Raw genomic sequence first — 21,746 nt, forward strand, 5'->3', positions numbered from 1 at the left:
GCTATTGGGCGCGGACTTGCCATGAGTGATTATGCTATGACGTCATTACTGACACGGAAACACCTACCTCTCCTCGTCATTCTATCTTTCCTCTGGGTGCGTCCGGCATTTTCCGCCACGGAGTTCAATACCGACGTGCTGGACATCGGCGAGCGCAGCAAAGTGGATCTTTCGCGTTTCTCCGATGCTGATTACGTCATGCCCGGCGCTTATTTGCTGGACATCAAGATCAACCAGAAAACGCTGCCCCAGCGCAGCATTCAGTATTTCCCGTCGCCGGATAACAAAAGCGGCAGCCAGGTGTGCCTGCCGCCTGACCTGGTGGAAAAAATGGCGCTGAAAGAAGAAGCGGCCAAAAAAGTCACCCTGTGGCACGACAACCAGTGCGCCGACATTCGCGGCATCAAAGGCGCGACCGTCTCCGATCGCATCGGCGGCGGCGTGCTGGCGATCACCATCCCGCAGGCGTGGATGAAATACTCCGATCCCGACTGGACGCCGCCCGAGCAGTGGGACGACGGCATCCCCGGCCTGCTGCTGGACTACAACCTGAGCGGCCAGTTAGGCAAGCAGAACCACAACAACAACACCGCCCAGAACCTGAGCAGCTACGGCACGCTGGGCGCCAATATGGGCGCCTGGCGCCTGCGCGCAGACTACCAGGCCAATTACAATCAGCAGGCCGGCGATCGCAGCACCGGTTTCGACTGGAACCAGATCTACGCCTATCGCGCGCTGCCGATGCAGGCCGCCAAGCTGACGCTGGGCGAGATCTACCTCGACTCCGGGGTGTTCGACGCCTATCGCTTCACCGGCCTCAACCTGGCCAGCGACGAGCGCATGCTGCCGCCCAACCTGCAGGGCTACGCGCCGGAAGTGCGCGGCATCGCCAAGAGCAACGCCAAGATCACCGTCTCGCAGGAAGGCCGCACGCTGTACGAAACCACCGTGCCCGCCGGGCCGTTCGCCATTCAGGATCTCAACAGCTCGGTGCGCGGTAAGCTGGACGTCAAGGTGGAAGAGCAAGACGGCACCGTCTCGACCTTCCAGGTGGATACCGCCACCATTCCGTACCTGACCCGACCGGGCTACGTGCGCTACAACGTGGCGCTGGGCAAAACCTCGGCCTACGACCACCGCACCCAGGGGCCGCTGTTTTCCGCCAGCGATTTCTCCTGGGGCCTGAGCAACGCCTGGTCGCTGTACGGCGGCGCGCTGCTCGGCGGCGACTATAACGCCTGGGCGCTCGGCCTCGGCCGCGATCTGAACGTGTTCGGCGCCATGTCGCTGGACGTCACCCAGTCGATCGCCCGCCTGCCCGGCGAACCGACCGCCAGCGGCATGTCGTTCAAGCTCAACTACGCCAAACGCTTCGACGAGCTGAACAGCCAGATCACCTTCGCCGGCTACCGCTTCTCGCAGCGCAAGTTCATGAACATGTCGCAGTACCTGCAGGAGCGTTACGGCGATTACGACAAGAATTACAACGGCCGTCAGAAAGAGCTGTACACCATCACCGCCAGCAAAACCTTTATGGCGGAAGACAGCGCCAAGGCGATCACCGCCTACCTGACCTACTCGCACCAGACCTATTGGGATGCGCGAACTCAGGATCGTTACGGGCTGTCAGCCAGCAAGCTGTTCAGCGTCGGCGATATCAGCAACATCACCGCCTCGCTGTCGGCTTACCGCACCTATTACCAGGGCCGCACCGACGACAGCGTGATGCTCAACTTCACCGTGCCGATCGGCGATCGCCGGCGCGTCGGTTATGCGCTGCAAACCAACAATGGCGATGTCACGCAGACCGCGTCGTACAACGACTACAGCGATCCGGACAATACCTGGCAGGTCAGCGGCGGCTTTAATCAGTCCGGCAAATCGCTGGCACGCGGGTACTACACCCATAACGCTTCATTCGGCTCGCTGAACGCCAGCGCCTCTTACCAGCAGGACAGCTACTCGTCGATCGGCGGCTCGTTCCGCGGCGGCCTCACCGCTACCCGGCACGGTATCGCGGCGCACCAGAACTCGAGCAACGGCGGCAGCCGCATGATGCTCGACACCGACGGCATCGCCGGCGTGCCGATCAACAACGGCCGCGCCTACAGCAACCGTTTCGGGCTGGCGGTGATTTCCGACATCACCAGCTACTACAACACCGACACCCGCATCGACGTCAACAAGCTGGCGGACGACGTCGAGGCCACTCGCGCCGTGGTGCAAGGCACGCTGACCGAAGGCGCGATCGGCTACCGCCACTTCGAGGTGGTGAAAGGCAGCAAGCTGCTGGCCACCATTCGCCTCGCGGACGGCAGCGAACCGCCGTTCGGCGCCGCAGTGCTGAGCGAGAAAGGCCGCGAGGTCGCGGTGGTCAACGACGGCGGTTCGGTCTACCTGACCGGCGTGCAGCCGGAGGAAAAGCTGGACGTCGCCTGGGAAGGCCAACGCCGCTGCCGCATCGTGATCCCGGGCGCCGCCAAGCCGCTGGACCAGCTGCTGCTGCCGTGCGCCACCCTGTAATCCGTAACGCTGAGAAATAATGACATGAACAAACACCCGATAACGCTACTGACCGCCGCCGGCCTGGCCCTGAGCGCCGTACTGCCCACCGCCGACGCGGCGATATCGCTGGATCGCACACGCGCCGTCTATGTGAGCGACGCCAAATCGATCAGCCTGAATATCGTCAACGAAAACAAAGAGCTGCCTTTCCTGGCGCAGTCCTGGCTGGAGAACGAACAGCACCAGAAAATCACCTCGCCGCTGGTGGTGCTGCCGCCGTTGCAGCGCGTGGAACCGAGCGAACGCAGCGTGGTGCGCATCACCAAGACGCCGGAGGCGGATCGCCTGCCGCAGGATCGCGAGTCGGTGTTCTACTTCAACCTGCGCGAGATCCCGCCGAAAAGCACCAAAACCAACGTGATGCAGCTGGCGCTGCAAACGCAGATCAAGCTGTTCTACCGGCCGAAGGCCATCGTCGCGCCCAAAGGCGAAGTGTGGCAGGAAAAGCTGGTGTTCCGTAAAAGCGGCGGCGCCGTCACCGTCGACAACCCGACGCCGTTTTACATCACCCTGACCGGCATGACGCGGCAGACGCAAAAACAGGGCGGCGGCGCAATCGGCGGCTTCCAACCGCTGATGCTGAAGCCGAAGTCCAGCGAAAGTCTCAAGCTGCACGACACCGGCATGAACAGCTTCGTCATCACCTACATCAACGACTACGGCGGCCACCCCGAACTGCGCTTCGCCTGCAACGGCAGCGTTTGCACCGCCGTGCCCGAGAAAAAATAAGGAGGTCCAGCATGGCTGAATTCACCGATCGACTGCGCCCGCTGCTGCTCGGCGCCCTGCTGTGTGGCGGCAGCGCGCTGGCGGCAACGCCGCTGGGCGTGATCGAAGGCACCACCGGCACCGTCAGCTTTCACGGCGGCCTGCTCAGCTCCCCCTGCAGCCTGACGCCGGACAGCCGGGATCAGGCCGTCGATCTGGGCGACGTCAGCGCACGCGACTTCCGCAACGCCGGCGATCGCAGCGCGCCGGTGCGTTTTCGCCTCTCGTTCCGCAACTGCCTGCTGGGGGCACGCGCATTGGCGGATAACCCGGCCGGCCCGCGCAACGGCGACGCCGGCCGCCTCTATCTGCAGGGAGAGCAGGCCGCGACGCTGGTGTTTCTCGGCGAAAGCGACGTCGACAATCCGTCGCTGCTGAAGCTGAACGGCGGCGTACAGGGCATCGGCCTGCGGCTGCAAGACCAGCAGGGCCAGGCGCTGGAACTGAACCAGCGCAGCCGCCCCTACATTCTGCAACCCGGCAGCAACACCCTCTGGTTCAGTGCCAGCGTGGAGTCCACCCAGCGGGCGGTGATGGCCGCCGGGTTCGCCGCCGTGGCGCACATTCAGGTGATTTACCTGTGAGGCTCGAGAACGCGATGAAAATGCAACTGACCAAACTTTGCCTGCCGCTGGCGATCGCGCTGGCGGCTCCCGCCGCCTGGGCCAACGGCTACGTCACGCCGGACGGCGGGCCGAAACCGTTCTATATCGATCTGAATCAAAGCAACATCACCAACCAGGTAGGGTTCACCAGAGTGTTCCCCTATTCATTAGGCGGCACCTATACCGGCAAGGCTTACTGCGACACGCCGATCCCCAGAAGCCCGCACTTTTACAAGTCGGATTCGGCGCTCCCCCCATCCAGTTACGGCAACGGCTTCTTGCAGCTGAACGACTTCCTGGATTTAAAAGCTGAGGTATGGATCGCCGGCTATAAGAAGGCCTATGTCACCGTGCCTTTTTACAACGAATCCAACGAGTACCCCAATCACAGCTGTACGCCGCCCTATGTGCAGGTCAACAACTATGAAAGCGGCTCCAAAGGCCGCATCACCTTCCGGGTGCGCAAAAAAATCATCAACGGCGTCGAGATTAACGATCGGCAGATCATCGAGATGTTCGGCCGCCTGGGCTCGACCGACGGCGGCTTCGGGCCCAACCCGATGGCGCAGGTGTTTATCCAATCCGCGATCCTCTACGTGCCGGATAAATGCGTGGTGAACGAAGGCCAGCTGATCAACGTGGAGTTCGGCGAGATCGGCGGCAGCGATCTCAACGGCTCGAACTACCCGCAAAGCATTCCGGTGCGCTTCCAGTGCGAGGGCGGCAGCTTCGAGGACGGTACGCTGAACATCAAGCTGGCAGTCTCAGGCTCGGCGGCCGCCTTCAGCAACGAGGTGTTCAAAACCGACAAGAACGATCTCGGCATCCGGCTGACGCACAACGGCCAGCTGGTTATCCCGAATGAGTTTTACCCGGTGCCGAATATCGGCAACGGCGGCTCCTGGAACCTGGTGGCGGCACCGTTCGCCAACGGCGGCGCAGAGATCGGCGAAGGGGAATTCAACGCATCGGCCACCATCGTGGCGGCATTCCAGTAACCGAGGGAGGAACGAAAATGCGTCTACGCGCTTTAGCGCTGCTGAGCTGCGTGCCCTGGTGGTTTACCGCCATGCCGGCGACGGCGAATACCGAGCTTATCGGCGCGCCGGTGCAGTTCCACGGCACCGTGGTGAGCCGCCCGTGCAATATCGAACCGCAGTCCGCCGACCAACTGGTGGAGATGGGCACGGTGATCGTCAAAACCCTGTACCGCTACGGCCACACCACGCCGGTGCCGTTCAGCATCAAGCTGACCGACTGCAAGACTACGGTGTTCAAATCCGTCAGCGTGACCTTCAGCGGCACTGAAGACGGAGAGCTGCCGGGCAAGCTGGCGATCAACAACGGGGCGAACGGCGCCGCCATCGCCCTGTTCGATCATCAGGGTGCAGATATCGATCTGAATAAGGCCACCAGCGCCGTCGCGCTGCAAAACGGCCCCAACAGCCTGAACTTCACCGCCTATGTGCAGGGACGGCCGAGTGCGATTCAGAACCAAAGCATTACCGAAGGCGAATTCACGTCCGTCGCCAATTTTGTGCTGGCGTACCAATAAGCCCGCACCGCCCCAGGGAAATCAGGAAAACGACCGGTGCGCGAACGCCGGCGATTGGCCGTCACCGTTCGCTCCGGCGCGGTGCCGCGGCCTTTTAAGGAGCCACCCATGCCAGATATTCGCTTCACGCTGTTCGACAGCGATAACTTCTACCAGCAGGGGCTGCGTCTGCTGCTGCAGGACTATCTGCACTCCCTGAACGAATGCCAGCGCCGGTATCCGCAATTCTCACCGCTGGCGCTGCAGGCGTTGGATAACATCGAAATCGTGTTCCGCACGCCGGAAGAGCGCTGGGGCTGCGCCTGCTGCTATCAGAGCCCCTACGGCATCCCGCGCCAGCGGCAGCTGACCCTGCTGATCCTCGACGACACGACCCAGCAACAGGTGAAAAACCTGCCGCCGCTGTTCAGCATCCATCGGGGCGATTCGGCCTACGCCATCCGCCTCAAGCTGCAAATGGCGTTGGAAAAATTCATCCAGCATCCGTGGATGGCGGTGCATGCCGCCGGCATGTGGAAATGCCAGGCCTGCCGCATCGCCGCGCTCAGCCACTGCGAGAAAAAGGTGCTGGGATTGATGAGCAGCGGCATGTCCGCCTGCAGCATCGCCGGCCTGCTGCAGCGCAGCCAGAAAACCATCAGCGCCCACAAGCGTTCGGCGATGCGCAAGCTGAACGTGCGCAAAAACAGTGAGTTGAATAAGGTGCTGCTGAATCAGCGGGGGCTTGGCTGAGCGACAACAGGCTCGCGAGTGACGCCAGAGTGGTTTACTCTGAATACTCATTTTCGCACTGCAAAGCGAGCCGGAATACATGCCCAGAATAGCCAAAGTCGTTGACGTCCCCGCCATCGGCGAGCTCGATCGCCTGGCGGGCCAGCTTAGCCACCAGCTGGCGCAGGCCCTGCGCCAGGCCATCCATCGGGGCGATCTGAAAGCGGGCGATCTGCTGCCCTCGACGCGACGGCTATCAGCGGCGCTGCATCTGGCACGCGGCACGGTATTGGAAGCCTTCGCTCAGCTAACGGCGGAAGGCTTTCTCGAGCCGCAGCCCGGCTCCGGCACCCGGGTCGCTCACTATCAGGCGCCGCGCCGCACGCCGCACGCCAACGTGCAGGCGAGCTCGGCGGTAGCGGTGCCGCTTTCTTCACAGGCGCAGCATCTGGCGCGCTTCGCCGCCCAGGCACGGGCGCTGCCGCCGGTACCGTTCACCGTCTCGGTGCCGATCGGTGATACCGCGCCCGACGATGTCTGGCGGCGGCTCGGTAACCGCGTCCGGGCACGCGGCCCCGGCGCCCCGTCGGGCTACGGCGATCCGCTGGGCGCGTTGCCGCTGCGCGAAGCCATCTGCGACTATGTGCGCCGTTCCCGCTCGGTAAACTGCACGCCGCAGCAAATCCTCATCACCTCCGGCACGCAACAAGGGCTCTATTTGGCCGCCCAGATCCTGCTGGACGCCGGCGACAGCGCCTGGGTCGAAGATCCCGCCTACGCCGGCATTACCGCCATTTTCGACAGCCTGTTTCGCGATCGGCACATGATTAGGGTGCCCGTCGCCGACGACGGCATCGACGTTGCCGCCGGCGTGCGTCTGGCCGCCGACGCCCGCGCCGCCTTTGTCACGCCGTCGCATCAATATCCGCTGGGCATGCCGATGAGCATGGCGAAAAGAAGCGCCCTGCTGGCCTGGGCCAAAGAGCGGCAGGCCTGGATCGTGGAAGACGACTACGACAGCGAGATGCGCTACGCCGGTCACCCGTTCCCTTCGCTGCAGGGGCTGGCGCCCGAACGGACGCTCTATCTCGGCACCTTCAGCAAGATGCTGTTCCCTTCGCTGCGGCTGGGTTACGCCGTCGTGCCGCCGCCGCTGGTCGACGCCTTTTGCGGCGCCAGGATCCTGATGGATCGCCATCCGCCCAGCGCGGATCAACACGTGCTGGCCGCCTTTATCGCCGAAGGGTATCTCGACCGGCATATCCGCAAAATGCGCGGCGTCTACGCCGAGAAACGCCGGGTGCTGATCGAGGCGATCAACACGCATATCCCCGCTGAGCTGGCGGTCGTGCAGCCCTGCGATCAGGGCATGCACATGGTGCTGTGGCTGAGGAAAGATCTCGATGACGTGCGGGTCGCCCAATGCGCCAACGAAGCCGGATTGGCGCTGCGGGCGGTGTCGCCGATGTATGCGCCCGGCCACGGTGAGCCGGGTCTGGTGCTGGGATTGGGCGGTTACGCCGACCGCCAGGTGCAACAGGCGGTGGAACGGCTCGGACAGGTGATCCTGGCCTGCGCCGGCAGCGGCGCCTAGCGGGAAAAACGTTTGGCGCCGAACACGCAAACCACCACGCCGGCCATCACGGCGATCATCATCGGCTGGACGGTCTCATGCAGCAGCCAGCCCGCCAGCGCCAGGCCGAAGAACGGCTGCAGCAGCTGCAACTGTCCGACGGCGGCGATGCCGCCCTGCGCCAGGCCGCGATACCAGAAAATAAACCCAATCCACATGCTGAACACCGAGACGTAAACCAGCGACAGCCAGGCGGCGCCGCTGATCGCAGGCCAACCGGCCGGTGCCGCCAGCCAGGTGGCCGCCAGCGTCAACGGCAACGCCACCACCAGCGCCCAGGAGATCACCTGCCAGCCGCCGATCCGGCGCGACAGCACCGCCCCTTCGGCATAACCCAGGCCGCACAGCAACACCGCCCCGACCATCAGCGCATCCCCTTGCCAGGCACCGCCGCTCCCCTGGCTCAACGCGAAAGCGCCCACCAGCACGGCGCCGACGCCTGAAAAAGCCCAAAAAGCGGGCTTGGGCCGTTCTCCGCCGCGCAAAACGCCAAAACCGGCGGTCGCCAGCGGCAGCAGGCCGATGTACACCAGCGAATGCGCCGAGGTGGTGTGCTGCAGCGCCAGCGCCGTCAGCAGCGGAAAACCGATGACCACGCCGAGCGCCACAAACAGCAGCGGCGGCAAATCGGCCCGCGTCGGCCGCGCCTGCCGGGTGATCAGCAGCGCACACAGGGCCAGCAAGGCGGCGATCGCCGCCCTGACCGCCGTCAGAAACAGCGGATCGAGCTCCAGCACCGCCACTCGCGTGGCGGGCAGCGAGCCGCTGAAGATCATCATACCGAGGAAGCCGTTCATCCAGCCCTGGGCCGAATGCCCGACGGCGGGATGTGCAGGGGGAACAACGAGAGTTTTTTCAGACTGACTGTCCGTCATGTGAACGCTCCGCACGCCTGAGGCATACCGAAATCGGCAACCCGCGAGGCGATGTCATAGTGAAAGAGAACATCGTTCCCCGGTGTCGCTTGCCGGGGCTAGGCTCTATTTTTCAGATAAAGCGGTTCACAGACAGGTCCAGATAGCGAAATTTTCACTGTGCCGGTTAGCAAAGCGCGCCGCTAACGCCAAAGAAGGGCGTTTTTCGGGCTGTCCTTGGCCGTTTGGCGGCTCTGCCTGCGGGGTATCATGGACTTTTATGCGTTTTTGCAGAACAGGACAAGGTGCGGTGCCGTGGTGAAACCCTTCTTACGCAGTGGCAGTTTGGATGATGTGCTGGCTTTAGGCGAAAACGGGCAACCGGTCTACGCCTGCGCGCAGCAGCTGCGGGAAACCCTGCGTCTTCGCCGGCAGCAGCAGGCCGCCGACTGTCTGGCGATCCCCCAACCGAACGAAAGCGGCACCCGCATCGACTGGTATGCGCCCTTCCCCGGCAAGGTCACCTCCTGGCTGGCGGCAAGCGATGCCCAGCGCGCGCAGGCAGTGCGCCACCTGGAACACTGCCTGACGACCTTTCGCAGCCTGACGGAACAGGCCCAGGCGACCGATCACCCCAGCCATCGCCTGTTCGGCGCGCTGCTGGCCAAAGCGATGCACATGCCCGATCCCAACCACGTTTATCTGGTGGACGACCGGCCGGTGCTGACCTTCTGGGGCTTTATCAAGCCGCAGGCGCAGAGCCCGGACGATCCGTTGGCCTGCCTGCGCCCGATCGAAGCAGAGGTGAAAGTCGAAGTGGAAAAACCGGCGCCGATCGCCGCCGCTCCGCGTAAACCGGCCGTTGTCGAACCGGTAAAACCGGCCCCGGCCGCCGAGCCCGAACCGGCGCCCGCCCCGGCAGCGCCTATCGAATCCCCTGCCGCCGTTCGCCCGCGCCGGCGCTATGCTCTCTGGCTCTTTCCCGTGCTGCTGCTAGGCAGTGCGGCGCTGGCCGCCTGGCTGCACCGCTCGCCGCCGCAACCGGCGATGCCGGCGGAGGTCCAGCATCCGGCCCCGCCGGAAAAAGCCGCCGCGCCGTTGCCCAAACTGCGCTTGCCGCTGGCGCACGCGACGCTGATGCCGCCGCCACCGGCACCGGTCATCCCGCAGCCGGCGGACAAAAATGCGCTGGTGCTGCCGCCCGAGGCGGTGAAGGCCGGCTCCACCCGTTTCCTTAACGGCAAATGGCGCGCCACGGTGGCGCTGAAAGACCCGATCACCGGCAAACGCCCCGGCCTGCAATACCGTCTGAACGGCGGCAAAGGCAACGCCATCATCGCCTACGGCGACGGCGTCAGCTGCCGGGTGGCGGTCGAAGCCGGGCTGATGCAGTCCGGCAATCTGGTGATCAACAGCCGCACCAAGGCGCGCTGCAGCGACGGCAGCCGCTACCAGATCCCGGAGATCGTTTGCCGCCAGGGCGAAACCGGCGCGGCGGAGTGCACCGGCCGCTACGATGCGGACACCACCTATCCCATGACGTTCAAGCGCGAGAGTAAATGATGCTGGCACCCCTTACGGACTACAAACACGGCATTACGCTGATTCAGGACAGCGGCATTCAGTTGCTGGACTTTGCCCTGACGCCGCTGCTGGACGCCGAGTTTCCCGGCAAATTCGTGCGCAAGACCGCCAGCGGCCCGCTGCTGCGCCTGCAATGGGAGGCCGAGAGCGGCAAATACCAGCTGCCGGCCGTGGGCGACCAGGCCGCCGAAGTGGTGCGGCCGGAGTTCAGCTATCCGCTGCAGCAGTCGCTGCGCCTGCTGGATAAGCTCTGGCTGCCGCTGCCCTTCTTGCGCCACACCCCGGCGGGCCTGTTTTTGTCGGGCCCGGACAACTGGGCGCGCCTGCAGGTGGTGCAGCTGGATGAACCGGATCAGGACGGCAACCTGCTGCGCGTGGTGCTGGCCTTCGACACCCGCGCCGCCGCGCCCGGCCAAGAGACACTGGCGCCGGGCGAAAGCGATCTCGGCACCGGGCTGAACTTCGCGCTGGCGCACCGCAACCACGAGCTGGGCGAGTTTCTCGATCTGACCTGGGTAGACGGCTGGCTGCGCGAAGCGTTCAGCCAGCGCGCCGCCGAGCGGGAGCAGCGCGCCGAAGTGGAGATCAACGCCGGGCTGAAAACCTTCGAGTATCAGGCGCACTACCTCAATCTGCTGCACATGCTCGGCCATCAGCTGGCGGTACCGCAGATAAAAATGGTGGCGGCGACGCTGCAGCAACCGGCGATCGACGTCGATCTGGTGCTGGATGTCGGCAACTCGCACACCTGCGGCGTGCTGGTCGAAGACCACCCGGAAGAGAGCAACGGCCTGAAGCAAACCTACGAGCTGCAGCTGCGTTCGCTGTCCGAACCGCACCGCGTCTACAACGAACTGTTCGAGAGCCGGGTGGAGTTTTCTCAGGCCAGCTTCGGCAAGCCGCATCTGTCGTTCCAGAGCGGGCGCGACGACGCCTTCCAGTGGCCCTCCATCACCCGCGTCGGCCGCGAAGCCGCGCAGCTGGCGCAGCGGCGAACGGGCCACGAAGGCACTACCGGCATTTCCAGCCCGCGCCGCTACCTGTGGGACGAGGAGCGCTATGCGCCCGGCTGGCGCTTCAACGAGCGGCACGAGCCGATGGCCGCCGCCGCGCCGTTGACCACCCTCATCAACGACGAAGGCGTGCCGCTGTCTGCCCTGCCGACGGCGCAACGGCTGCCGGTGTTCGCCGCCCATTACAGCCGCAGCGCGGTGATGACGCTGATGCTCGCCGAGCTGTTGGCGCAGGCGCTGATGCAGATCAACAGCATCGCCCAGCGCAGCCGCATGCCGAACGCCGCCGCGCCGCGCCGTTTGCGCGCCATCATTCTGACGCTGCCTTCGGCCATGCCGAAACCGGAGCGAGAGATCTTCCGCCGCCGCATGCAGGAAGCGATCGGGCTGGTGTGGAAGGCCCTCGGCTGGCACCCGCAGGATGCGCCGTTCGACGGCGCGCACGCCCGCTTCCCGGTGCCTCAGGTGCAGATGGAGTGGGACGAGGCCACCTGCGGCCAGATGGTCTATCTGTACAATGAACCCCAGGTGAACTTCGCCGGCCGCACCGACGCCTTTTTCGCCGCCATGGCCCGGCCCGACCGGCCGCTGGCGCCGGGTGAGCAGGCGGGAAAAACGCTGCGCATCGCCTCCATCGACATCGGCGGCGGCACCACGGATCTGGCGATCACGCACTATTCGCTCGACGACGGCGTGGGCAACAACATCAAAATCAACCCGCGCCTGCTGTTCCGCGAGGGCTTTAAAGTCGCCGGCGACGATATCCTGCTGGACGCCATCCAGCAGTTTATCCTGCCCGCCGTGCAGCAGGCGTTCGAAGCCGCCGGCGTGAACGCCGCCCCGGCGTTGATGGACAGGCTGTTCGGCAACGAAGGGCGCATGGACGGGCTTTCCACCCTGCGTCAGCAGGCCGCGCTGCAGATTTTCATGCCCGCCGGACGCGCGCTGCTCGGCGCCTATGAAGAATACGATCCGCTGGACAGCCGGGCGGAAATCGCCGCCAGCCTGGGCGACCTGCTGCCGCAGCCGCCGACGCCGCAGGTGCTGGCGTTTATCAACGGCGAGGTGCAGCGCGAAGCCGACAGCGACGCCTTCGATATTCTGCACACCCCGCTGGTGATCCGCCTGGCCGATCTGCACGCCGCCTTCTTGTCCGATCGCATCGGCATCGGCCGCTGCCTGCGCCTGCTGGCCGAGGGGGTGGCGCTGTATACCTGCGACGTGCTGCTGTTGACCGGCCGCCCGGCGCGTTTCCCCGGCGTGCAGGCGCTGCTGCGCCATCTGCAGCCGCTGCCCGCCAGCCGCATTCTGCCGCTCGAGGGCTACCACACCCGCAGCTGGTACCCGTTCAACAAACGCGGCCGCATCGACAACCCGAAATCCACCGCCGCGGTGGGTGCCATGCTGTGCCTGTTGGCGATCGACCTGCGCCTGGAGAGCTTTTACTTCAACGTCGGCGATTTCCAGCCCTACTCCACCATTCGCCATCTGGGCATGCTGGACGGCAACAACATGCTGGCGGACGATAACGTCTATTACCGCGACATCGATCTGGATCGCGCCGACTTCGCGCTCGACCCCGCCGGCAGCTTCCAGCTGCGCGGCCCGCTGCGCCTGGGCTTTCGCCAACTGGACAACGAACGCTGGCCGGCCTCGCCGCTCTATACACTGACCATCAATGACGCCCAGCTGGCGCGCAAACTGGCCGGCGATGCGGTGATCACCCTGCGGCTGGCCATTACCGCCAGCGCCGAACAGGGCGCAGAAAGCGTCAAGATCGCGCAGGCGTTGCTGGCCGACGGTAGCCCCGTCCCGGCGCACCATCTGCAACTGAAACTCAATACCCTGGCTGCCAGCGCCTCCGGCGCGACCCACTACTGGATAGACAGCGGGAGCATTTACCCACGATGAAAGCCACCACTACCGCCCAATCGGCCCCGAACCACGCACTCAGCACCGGCATTCTGCAGGCGATCGCCTGGGTGGACGCCGCGCGCCGGCAGTCCACTCGTTTGGAACAGGAGGCGGATCGCCTGACGCTGCGCCTGCGCCGTTGCCATAACCGCGCGCTGCAATTGGCGAATGCGCAACCTGAGCAGGTCGCTATCGGCCTGTACGGCCACAACACCGCCGCCAAGGCCCACCTGCTGGCGGCGCTGGCCCCCGGCGCAGAAAGGCTGCACGCAGACGCCGCGCTGGCGGTGCGTTACGGCGCCGTCGCGCCGTCGCCGTGCGCCGAGTATCCGCTCGCCCTCGCGCTGCTCGATGAAGCGCAGTGGCTGGCCATCACGCTCGATGCCGCCGCGATGGGCGGCTTCCGGCTGGACTGGGACGCCCGCGCGATCGCCCGCCATCTGCAAGCGTTGGCGCGCCACCGCCAAACCGTCGCCCTCGACGGCCTCAGCGACAGCGATGTGCTGATGCTGTGGGATAGCCAACGCCGCCACGGCGACAAGGGGCAACAGACGCTGGACAGGCATTTCTGGCCGCAGGCCGTGGCGCTGGCGCCGCAGTTGAGCATCGACGATCGCGCGCGCCTGTTTGCGCCGCTGTGGGGAGAGGAAACAACGCTGACGGCGCATTATCGCCAGCTGGCACACACGCTGCATGCCCTCGGCGGCAGCCGACAGGTTCATGCTTCGCACCGCGCCTTGCCGCTGCTGACCGCGAGCGCCGCAGCGGAAAACGCGACGATCGTCGTGATGGCCGAACACGGCGGTGAACGGGAGATCGCGCTGAGCGATCTGACCTGGCTGACCGCCGAAGTCACCACCGTTCTGCCGCAAACGGCGCAGGCGGGCCTGCCCGCCGACGTGGCGCTGATCGACCTGCCCGGCAGCCGCGCCTGCCCGCAGGCGGAACCAACGCAGCGGCTGCAACAGGCGAAACGCGCCCATTTGCTGTCCCGCTGCGCAGACGGCCTGCACGCCAACCTGCTGCTGGTGGCCGATGCCGCCGCCACGCCACAGGACGCCGCCCGCATCGGCCAGGCGCTCGCCAACTGGGTCAACCAGACTCAGGGGGAAACCCCGGCGCTGCGCCAGCGCCGCAAGCCTGGCCTGATCTGGGCGATCACACCGTTCGATCAACGCGGGGAAGGCAAAGCGCGCCCCGACGACGCCGTACAGCGCCAGGTCGGCGAGCCCGGCGACAGCTGGGCCACGCTGCTGGCGCTGGATGAACAGGATTGCCGCCGTATGGTGAGCTACCTGGCCGCCCAGGCGCGCCCGGCCCAGAAGCAAGCGCGCCTGCTCGAACAGCGCGAAGAGTTGCAGCGCGAGCTGACGGAAAGCCTGCTCGGCAACTGGCTCACCGCCACCGATCCACACGCGGCGCAGCAACGCGGCCAGCAGCTGCTGCGAGCGCTGCAGGCGCAGGCCGGCCGCCACGGCGAACTGCTGGAACGGCTGTTACCGCAGCGCGATACGTTGCGCCAGCTTTATCAGCAACAGCAGCACGCCGCGCCGGCCCCGACGGCGACGCCAGCGCCGTTCGGGCTCGATATCGATCTGTTCGGCGCACCGGAAACCCCGGCACCCGGCGAGCCCCCCGCGTCATCCTTTGCCGCGCGGGTATTCGCGGATTGGATCAACCATCTGCGCAGCCTGCCGGACAGCCGTCGGTTGCTGGAGCTGCTCGGCGTCGAAAAGCCGCACCTGGAACTGCTGGTTGATGCGCTGATCGGCGCCGCCTGCCGCCTGCGGCTCGATGATGAGCTGGAACGCGCGCTGTGCGCCGGGGGCCTGCCGGACCAGTGCGAAGATCGGCAAATCAGCCAGGCGCTGGCGATACTGGGCGACTTCGTCGCCTGGCTCGGCTTCCAGCGGCGCGATGCGGCAACGCGCCCCGAGAGCCGCGTCAATCCCGGCCAGCCGATCTTTACCCCACCGCCGCAGCCGGCGGTGGACTGGAGCCGCCAGCAGCGGTTAACCCGGCTGGCGCCGACGCCGACCAAAAACACCGCGTTTTATATCTATGACTGGCTGATTGGCCTGCAAACCCTGCTGGCGGAGAATGCGGCGACGGAAAGCGCGCTCGGCGAGGCGCAGCGCGCGGCGTTGGAAGGGATCGTGGCAACCCTGCGCTAAGCGGCGGCTCTGGCAGCAAAGCAATAGGGGGTGAAAACGGGATAAATCGGGCGTTGCCGATTATGCTGATGAGTAACGCCGCGATTCTGGGAGAAAATCATGCCCCCTTTCAGCCTGAAGACTATCGACCATGTGGTTCTGCGCGTGCGCGATATGCAGAAAAGCCTGCATTTTTATACCCAGATCGTCGGCTGTGATATCGCCAAACGGCGGCCGGATTTGGGGCTGATGCACCTGCACGCCGGGGCGGCCATGATTGATCTGGTCGACGTTAACGGCCAGCTTGGAAAAAAAGGCGGCGATGCGCCCGATCCTCACCGGCAAAATGTCGATCACCTCTGCCTGCGCATCGATCCTTTCAACGAAGACGAACTGCTGGCCTATCTGCGATCGCAAGGGATCGCCGTCGATCCTGCTGAATCGCGCTACGGCGCGGAAGGCGACGGACCGTCGATTTACTTCAGCGATCCGGACGGCAATCGCATCGAGCTTAAGGGGCCGGCGATCGGCTAGATCCTGGCGCTCCCGTTGATGTCGGCCAGCCGTTGGCTATCCACCACCCGTAGCGATTTGTTTTTAAACTGAATAATACCGTCCGCCGCGAGCTGCGCCAACGCGCGGCTCAGCTGCCTGACGGAGATCCCTAATCTGCCCGCCAGCAACTCCCTGTTTTCGAGCTGAATCTGCACGCCTTCCTGCTTTATTTTAAATAACAGAAATTTGCGCAACTTATATTCTGCCGTTAAGCCGCCGCTCGCATGCAGCAATGAAGCGTTAAGCAGCTTGTCGCTCAACTGCCGGCACATAAAGGCGAGGAAAACAGGATTGTGCATGGCCCGCTCTTTGATGACGTCAATAGGCAGCGTGAAGATCAGCGCGTCCGTAACTGCCTGAACGGTGCTGAACACCGCCCGCTGCGCCTGGGAGAACAGCTCCAGATCGCCTATCACGGAGAAATCCGTTTCGAAGGAAAAGACGATGTGCATGCCGTTCACATCGTAATTCTCAACCTGCAATTTTCCCTGCACGAGAAAAAACAGGTGGGTCAACCGATCGCTTTGCGTCACCAGGTATTCACCGGCCTCGACCCTGATCAGGCGCAAGGCGGCCAACAGCGGGGGCGAAAGCGCCGTTCGCAGATCGTGAGCTTCGATAAACGCTTCTTTTAGCTTGCTGTCACCGACAGTTTTCACGGCGATTTACTCCCAGGGCTTATCCGTTAACGTCTTGCATCCTATCTTTTCAGCTGCGCCCAGAATAGCCGGCGCGCTTCAGAACGAAACAGGACATCTGACCTTTTTTGCCTCGGACCGTCTGGGTATTTTCTCCGCAGACCCCACCCAAGGAGACTGCCATGCGACATATTTTGATAGATACCGATACCGCCTCCGACGATGCCGTCGCCTTGCTGATGGCGTTGCGCGAGCCTGACGTGAGGGTGGAAGCGATCACCACGGTCGCAGGCAACTGCCCGCTTGAACAATGCGTCAAAAATGCGCTTATCTGCGTGGAAAAAGCGGGAACCTATGCCCCTCCGGTATACGCCGGCATGGCGAAACCGCTGTTCCGCACGCGCTATCACTCGCACCACATTCACGGCGAAGACGGCATGGGCGACATGGCCTTGCCCGAACCGCAGCTGACCGCCGACCCCATGCATGCCGTGGACGCCATCATCGACTGCGCCGCACGACGCCCTGGCGAGTTGGAGATCGTCACTCTCGGCCCGCTGACCAATCTCGCGATGGCGGTGCTGAAAGCGCCCGCGCTGGCCGAACAAGTGAAAAGGGTTTATGTCATGGGCGGTTCCGGGCTGACGCCGGGCAATATTACCCCGCTGGCCGAATTTAACTTCTACGCCGACGCTGAGGCCGCCCATCTGGTGCTGAATGCCGGGCTGCCGCTCACCCTCGTCGGTTGGGAGATCGGGATGGGGGAAGCGTTTATTGACGAGGACGATATTGAACGATTGCATCATCTCGGCAAACTGGGCCGCTTTACCGTGCGCTGCAATCGCACGCTGATGGCGTTCAACGCCGGGCGCAGCGAGCGTAAAGGTTTTGATTTACCCGATCCGACCGCCATGGCGGTGGCGCTCTACCCGGACATCGTCGAGACCAGTCTGGAGGCGTATTCCTGGGTAGAATATAAAAGTGAAAGGTCTTACGGCCATTACGTCATTGATTCCACCCACCTGACCGGCGAACCGGCCAATGCCCGCGTGATCACCCGCATTAAACCCGGCCTGTTTAAAGAAAAACTGTTTTCGTTGTTATCTCAGCCGTTAATGAAATAAGTGGCCCGTATGAAATTCGATCCAAGAATATTGAAGAAAGTGGAATTGCACGTCCATTTGGATACCTGTTTAAGCTACCACTATGTCAAAAAGATCGACCCGCAAATAACCAGAACGGCCTTTAATCGGCAATTTATCGCGCCGAAACGATGCGCCGATCTCGGGGACTTTTTAAACAAGATCGCACCACAAATAGACCTCCTGCAGACGCACCAGGCGATAACGCTGGCCGTCGATGACTTGTTCGCGCAGCTGGCGGCGGATAACGTCATCTATGCGGAAGTGCGCTTTGCCCCGCTGCTGCATACCCGGATGGGGTTAAGCGGTGAAGCGGTGGTCGAGACGGTGCTCGCCGCGATGCGTGACGCCGCGCAAACTTACGGCATCGCCGCCGGGCTGATCCTGTGCACGCTGCGGCATTTCGATGCGGCCGCCAGCCTGCAAACCGCCGGGCTCGTGGTTAACTTTCTGGGCCGCGGCGTGGTCGCGCTGGATTTGGCCGCCGACGAAGCGCGTTACCCGCTGGCCAATCACGTAGCGGCCTTTCGGGCGGTGCGCGAAGCCGGCGGCAACGTCATCGCCCACGCCGGCGAGGCGAAGGGCGCCGACAGCGTACGGGAAACGCTGGATTGGCTGCAGGTGTCGCGCATCGGCCACGGCGTCAGGAGCATCGAGGATACTGCGCTTATCGAGCGCCTGGTAGCCACCGGCGTCCTGCTCGAGATCTGCCCCAGCTGCAATCTCGTCTGCAATCTGTTCGACAGCATCGACAGTCACCCGATAGACCGGCTGAAAAGGATGGGAGTGCGGCTGAACGTGAATACCGATGCGCGCATCGTCGCCGATACCACGCTGAACAAAGAGTACCAGCTGTTGCATGACGCCTTCGGCTGGCAGGATGACGATTTTAACCGCAGCAACCGACAGGCGCTGGAAGCGAGTTTTCTCGACGGCGATACTAAAATAAAATTAATGAATCAGCTCAAGACCGGGCCAATGTAACCCGGTGCGTTTCAAGGCTGAGCGGCTTTTAACGCTCCTGCGCCGCCAACGCCTGAGCGCACGCCCAGGCAGAGCTCCAGGCCCACTGGAAGTTGTAGCCGCCCAACCACCCGGTCACGTCCACCACTTCGCCGATAAAATAGAGCCCCGGCGCCTTGTGGGCTTCCATCGTCTTGGAGGAAAGTTCGTTGGTGTCGACGCCGCCGAGCGTCACTTCCGCCGTGCGGTAACCTTCGGTGCCGTTCGGCTGCACGCGCCAGTTCTGCAACAGATCCACCAGCGCCGCCTGCTGCGGCGCATTCAGCTGCTTCAGCGTGGCCTCCGGCAGTTGTCCCAACGTTTGCAAGCATTCCACCAGCCGCTTCGGCAAGTGCAACGCCAGGGTGTTTTTCAGGCTTTGATTCGGATGCTGGCGACGCTGGTCATCCAGGAAGGCCGCCAAATTCAGATCAGGAAGTAAGTTAACACTCACATACTCACCCGGTTGCCAGTAGCTGGACAGCTGCAGCACCGCCGGGCCGGACAGGCCGCGATGGGTGAACAGGATGCTTTCACGGAAGCTGACGCCGTTCTCGGCGGTGATCACCGTCGGCACCGAGACGCCGGACAGCGTCTGCACATGCTCCAGCAGCGGCTTATGCAGGGTAAAAGGCACCAGCCCGGCGCGCGTCGGCAGCACCTTGAGGCCGAACTGCTCCGCCAGCTTGTAACCGAACGGCGAAGCGCCCAGCCCCGGCATGGACAAACCGCCGCTGGCTACCACAAGTGAGCGAGCACTCACTTTTTCACCATTCAGCGCCAGCGCGTAGCCATGTTCGGTTTTCTCCACGCCCAGCACTTCGCTGCGCAGGCGCATCGTCACCTGGCCCAGTTCGCACTCTTTGACCAGCAGATCCACCACCTGCTGCGCCGAGTCGTCGCAGAACAGCTGCCCCAGCGTTTTTTCATGGTAGGCGATGCCGTAGCGGTTGATCAGATCGATGAAGTCCCACTGGGTATAGCGCGCCAACGCCGACTTGCAGAAGTGCGGGTTGTTCGACAGATAGGCCGCCGGCTCGGCATACATATTGGTGAAGTTGCAGCGCCCGCCGCCGGACATCAGGATCTTGCGGCCCGGTTTTTTGCCGTTGTCGAGCAGCAACACGCGGCAACCGAGTTGCCCCGCCTGCGCGGCGCAAAACATGCCGGCGGCGCCCGCCCCAATCACTACGACATCAAACTGTTCCACCTGAGCCTCACTTATCAAAACCACAATCGCGACAAAAGAGCGCCATATTACGCCGTTTCGCCGCCGGTCACCGCCAAATTCACGGCGGCAGATTGTAAAGCCCCGGCGCCGCCAACGCCATAGTAAGAAAATATTACAGAGGTCAGAGGAGAGTAACGCGTTGATATTCCATATTTTTGTTATAGACACGCCATCATTTCGTCATGTCCAAATCAAAAAAACGTCATATTTTCCTTTTCCCCGGCCCCGGTTGTCACTGATAATGCGCGGCGTTCATGTCCACAAACTGGCGTAACGCTTATGCTGCATTTGTTCGCTGGCCTGGATTTCCATACCGGCCTGATGTTAATTCTCGCATTGTTGTTCGTGTTGTTTTATGAAGCCATCAACGGTTTTCATGATACGGCCAATGCGGTCGCTACAGTTATTTATACCCGCGCCATGCGCTCGCAACTTGCGGTCGTGATGGCAGGTTTGTTCAACTTTCTTGGCGTAATGCTCGGCGGTTTGAGTGTTGCTTACGCCATCGTCCACTTGCTGCCTACCGATCTGTTGTTGAACGTCAGTTCAGCACACGGACTAGCCATGGTCTTCTCCATGCTGTTGGCGGCAATCATCTGGAACCTCGGCACCTGGTATTTCGGTCTGCCGGCCTCCAGTTCCCATACGCTGATAGGCGCCATCATCGGTGTCGGTTTAACCAATGCCCTGATGACCCACACTTCGGTGGTGGATGCGCTTAACGTCCCGAAAATGATTGGTATTTTCCTTTCTCTGCTGTTCTCGCCGCTGGTCGGCATGATGGTGGCGGGAGTGATGGTGTTCGCCTTGCGCCGCTATTGGAGTGGCACCAAGAAACGCCAGCGTATCCACATGACCCCTGCGGAACGTGAAAAGGTCGACGGCAAACGTAAGCCGCCGTTCTGGACCCGTATCGCACTGATCCTGTCGGCGATTGGCGTCAGCTTCTCGCACGGCGCCAACGACGGCCAAAAAGGCATCGGCCTTATCATGCTGGTGCTGATCGGCGTTGCGCCGGCCGGCTTCGTGGTCAATATGAATGCAACCGGTTATGACATCACCCGTACGCGTGATGCCGTGAGCCACCTGCAGCAATATTACCAGCAGCACGGCGACGCGCTGTCGCATGCGGTGTCGATGACGCCGCTGGTGCCAAGCCCGGATGATGAAGCTGCACCGAACAAGCCGGCTGAGTTCCACTGCGACAGTTCGCGCGCCATGCCGGCGATCGAGCTGGCTCAGGGCATGCTGACCAACCTGCAAAGCTACGATCAGCTGACGGTTGAACAGCGCAGCCACCTGCGCCGCCTGCTGATGTGCGTGACCGACACGGCGGATAAAGTCGCCAAGCTGCCGGAAACCTCATCCGCCGACCAGCGCTTCCTGAAGAACCTGCGTCAGGATCTGCTGCAGACCGTCGAGTACGCGCCGATGTGGATCATCGTCGCCGTCGCGCTGGCGCTGTCGCTCGGCACCATGGTGGGCTGGAAACGCGTGGCCACCACCATCGGCGAGAAGATCGGCAAGAAAGGCATGACCTACGCCCAGGGCGTGTCGGCCCAGATGACCGCAGCGCTGTCGATCGGCGTGGCGAGCTATACCGGCATGCCGGTCTCCACCACCCACGTCCTCTCTTCGGCGGTTGCCGGGACGATGATCGTGGACGGCGGCGGCGTGCAGAGCAAAACCGTGAAGAACATCCTGTTGGCCTGGGTACTGACCCTGCCAATCTCGATTCTGCTTTCCGGTGCGCTGTATTGGGTCGCGTTGAAGCTGATCTAAGCGATAAGCATGACTAGTCCTGCTATAGGTTGACACTTTTC

The 21,746-nt window shown here is 63.2% G+C and carries 17 protein-coding genes; 14 read left to right on the forward strand and 3 right to left on the reverse strand.

The window, feature by feature from the left end:
* Positions 1-21: 21 nt before the first annotated feature.
* The 7 genes from HMPREF3138_RS05945 (at position 22) to HMPREF3138_RS05975 (ending at position 7,798) form a co-directional block, all read left to right on the forward strand.
* The gene (locus tag HMPREF3138_RS05945) at positions 22-2,523 is read left to right on the forward strand and encodes a fimbria/pilus outer membrane usher protein (RefSeq protein ID WP_038871477.1); all 2,502 of its coding nucleotides are present in this window, start codon (positions 22-24) and stop codon (positions 2,521-2,523) included.
* 24 nt (positions 2,524-2,547) lie between these two features.
* Entirely contained in the window at positions 2,548-3,294 is a 747-nt protein-coding gene (locus HMPREF3138_RS05950; protein WP_038871480.1) for a fimbrial biogenesis chaperone, read from the forward strand.
* Positions 3,295-3,305: 11 nt separating this feature from the next.
* A complete protein-coding gene (locus HMPREF3138_RS05955) occupies positions 3,306-3,917 on the forward strand; it encodes a fimbrial protein (RefSeq protein ID WP_038871483.1) in 612 nt (203 codons plus the stop codon).
* Positions 3,918-3,931: 14 nt separating this feature from the next.
* Positions 3,932-4,936, forward strand: a complete 1,005-nt coding sequence (locus tag HMPREF3138_RS05960; RefSeq protein WP_038871487.1) for a fimbrial protein — start codon at positions 3,932-3,934, stop codon at positions 4,934-4,936.
* Positions 4,937-4,953: 17 nt separating this feature from the next.
* The gene (locus tag HMPREF3138_RS05965; protein WP_038871490.1) at positions 4,954-5,493 is read left to right on the forward strand and encodes a fimbrial protein; all 540 of its coding nucleotides are present in this window, start codon (positions 4,954-4,956) and stop codon (positions 5,491-5,493) included.
* 108 nt (positions 5,494-5,601) lie between these two features.
* Entirely contained in the window at positions 5,602-6,225 is a 624-nt protein-coding gene (locus HMPREF3138_RS05970) for a helix-turn-helix transcriptional regulator (protein ID WP_038871492.1), read from the forward strand.
* Positions 6,226-6,304: 79 nt separating this feature from the next.
* Positions 6,305-7,798, forward strand: coding sequence for a MocR-like pyridoxine biosynthesis transcription factor PdxR (locus tag HMPREF3138_RS05975; RefSeq protein ID WP_038871495.1), 1,494 nt, complete (start codon positions 6,305-6,307; stop codon positions 7,796-7,798).
* Here the strand turns inward: HMPREF3138_RS05975 and HMPREF3138_RS05980 are convergent.
* Positions 7,795-8,712, reverse strand: a complete 918-nt coding sequence (locus HMPREF3138_RS05980) for a DMT family transporter (protein ID WP_038871497.1) — start codon at positions 8,710-8,712, stop codon at positions 7,795-7,797. The genes HMPREF3138_RS05975 and HMPREF3138_RS05980 overlap by 4 nt on opposite strands.
* A gap of 294 nt (positions 8,713-9,006) precedes the next feature.
* Here HMPREF3138_RS05980 and HMPREF3138_RS05985 point away from each other — a divergent pair, with 294 nt between their 5' ends.
* The 4 genes from HMPREF3138_RS05985 (at position 9,007) to HMPREF3138_RS06000 (ending at position 15,889) form a co-directional block, all read left to right on the forward strand.
* Positions 9,007-10,254 carry an SrfA family protein gene (locus HMPREF3138_RS05985; protein WP_038871499.1) on the forward strand — a complete coding sequence of 416 codons (1,248 nt, stop codon included), beginning with the start codon at positions 9,007-9,009 and terminating at the stop codon, positions 10,252-10,254.
* The gene (locus HMPREF3138_RS05990; RefSeq protein WP_070558829.1) at positions 10,254-13,199 is read left to right on the forward strand and encodes a virulence factor SrfB; all 2,946 of its coding nucleotides are present in this window, start codon (positions 10,254-10,256) and stop codon (positions 13,197-13,199) included. Before HMPREF3138_RS05985 ends, HMPREF3138_RS05990 begins: the two co-directional genes overlap by 1 nt.
* Positions 13,196-15,376, forward strand: a complete 2,181-nt coding sequence (locus tag HMPREF3138_RS05995) for a virulence factor SrfC family protein (protein WP_038871506.1) — start codon at positions 13,196-13,198, stop codon at positions 15,374-15,376. The genes HMPREF3138_RS05990 and HMPREF3138_RS05995 overlap by 4 nt, the downstream gene beginning before the upstream one ends.
* A gap of 99 nt (positions 15,377-15,475) precedes the next feature.
* Positions 15,476-15,889, forward strand: coding sequence for a VOC family protein (locus HMPREF3138_RS06000; RefSeq protein WP_038871509.1), 414 nt, complete (start codon positions 15,476-15,478; stop codon positions 15,887-15,889).
* On the opposite strand, the gene HMPREF3138_RS06005 is transcribed toward HMPREF3138_RS06000, so the two are convergent.
* Complete coding sequence (locus tag HMPREF3138_RS06005; RefSeq protein ID WP_038871512.1) at positions 15,886-16,569, reverse strand: Crp/Fnr family transcriptional regulator; 684 nt, start codon at positions 16,567-16,569, stop codon at positions 15,886-15,888. The two genes, HMPREF3138_RS06000 and HMPREF3138_RS06005, sit on opposite strands and share 4 nt — an antisense overlap.
* A 161-nt stretch (positions 16,570-16,730) precedes the next feature.
* On the opposite strand from HMPREF3138_RS06005, the gene HMPREF3138_RS06010 reads away from it, so the two are divergent.
* Both HMPREF3138_RS06010 and add read left to right on the forward strand, forming a co-directional pair.
* A complete protein-coding gene (locus HMPREF3138_RS06010) occupies positions 16,731-17,672 on the forward strand; it encodes a nucleoside hydrolase (protein ID WP_038871515.1) in 942 nt (313 codons plus the stop codon).
* A 9-nt stretch (positions 17,673-17,681) separates the two neighbouring features.
* A complete protein-coding gene (gene add / locus HMPREF3138_RS06015; RefSeq protein WP_038871517.1) occupies positions 17,682-18,674 on the forward strand; it encodes an adenosine deaminase in 993 nt (330 codons plus the stop codon).
* Positions 18,675-18,702: 28 nt separating this feature from the next.
* On the opposite strand, the gene HMPREF3138_RS06020 is transcribed toward add, so the two are convergent.
* On the reverse strand, positions 18,703-19,902 hold the full coding sequence (locus HMPREF3138_RS06020; RefSeq protein WP_038871520.1) for a BaiN/RdsA family NAD(P)/FAD-dependent oxidoreductase: 1,200 nt from the start codon (positions 19,900-19,902) through the stop codon (positions 18,703-18,705).
* A gap of 300 nt (positions 19,903-20,202) precedes the next feature.
* Between HMPREF3138_RS06020 and pitA the strand changes: the two genes are divergently transcribed.
* A complete protein-coding gene (gene pitA, locus HMPREF3138_RS06025) occupies positions 20,203-21,705 on the forward strand; it encodes an inorganic phosphate transporter PitA (RefSeq protein ID WP_038871523.1) in 1,503 nt (500 codons plus the stop codon).
* The last annotated feature ends 41 nt before the right edge of the window (positions 21,706-21,746 follow it).

The sequence above is a fragment of the Serratia sp. HMSC15F11 genome (assembly GCF_001808215.1).
Lineage (GTDB): Bacteria > Pseudomonadota > Gammaproteobacteria > Enterobacterales > Enterobacteriaceae > Serratia > Serratia nevei.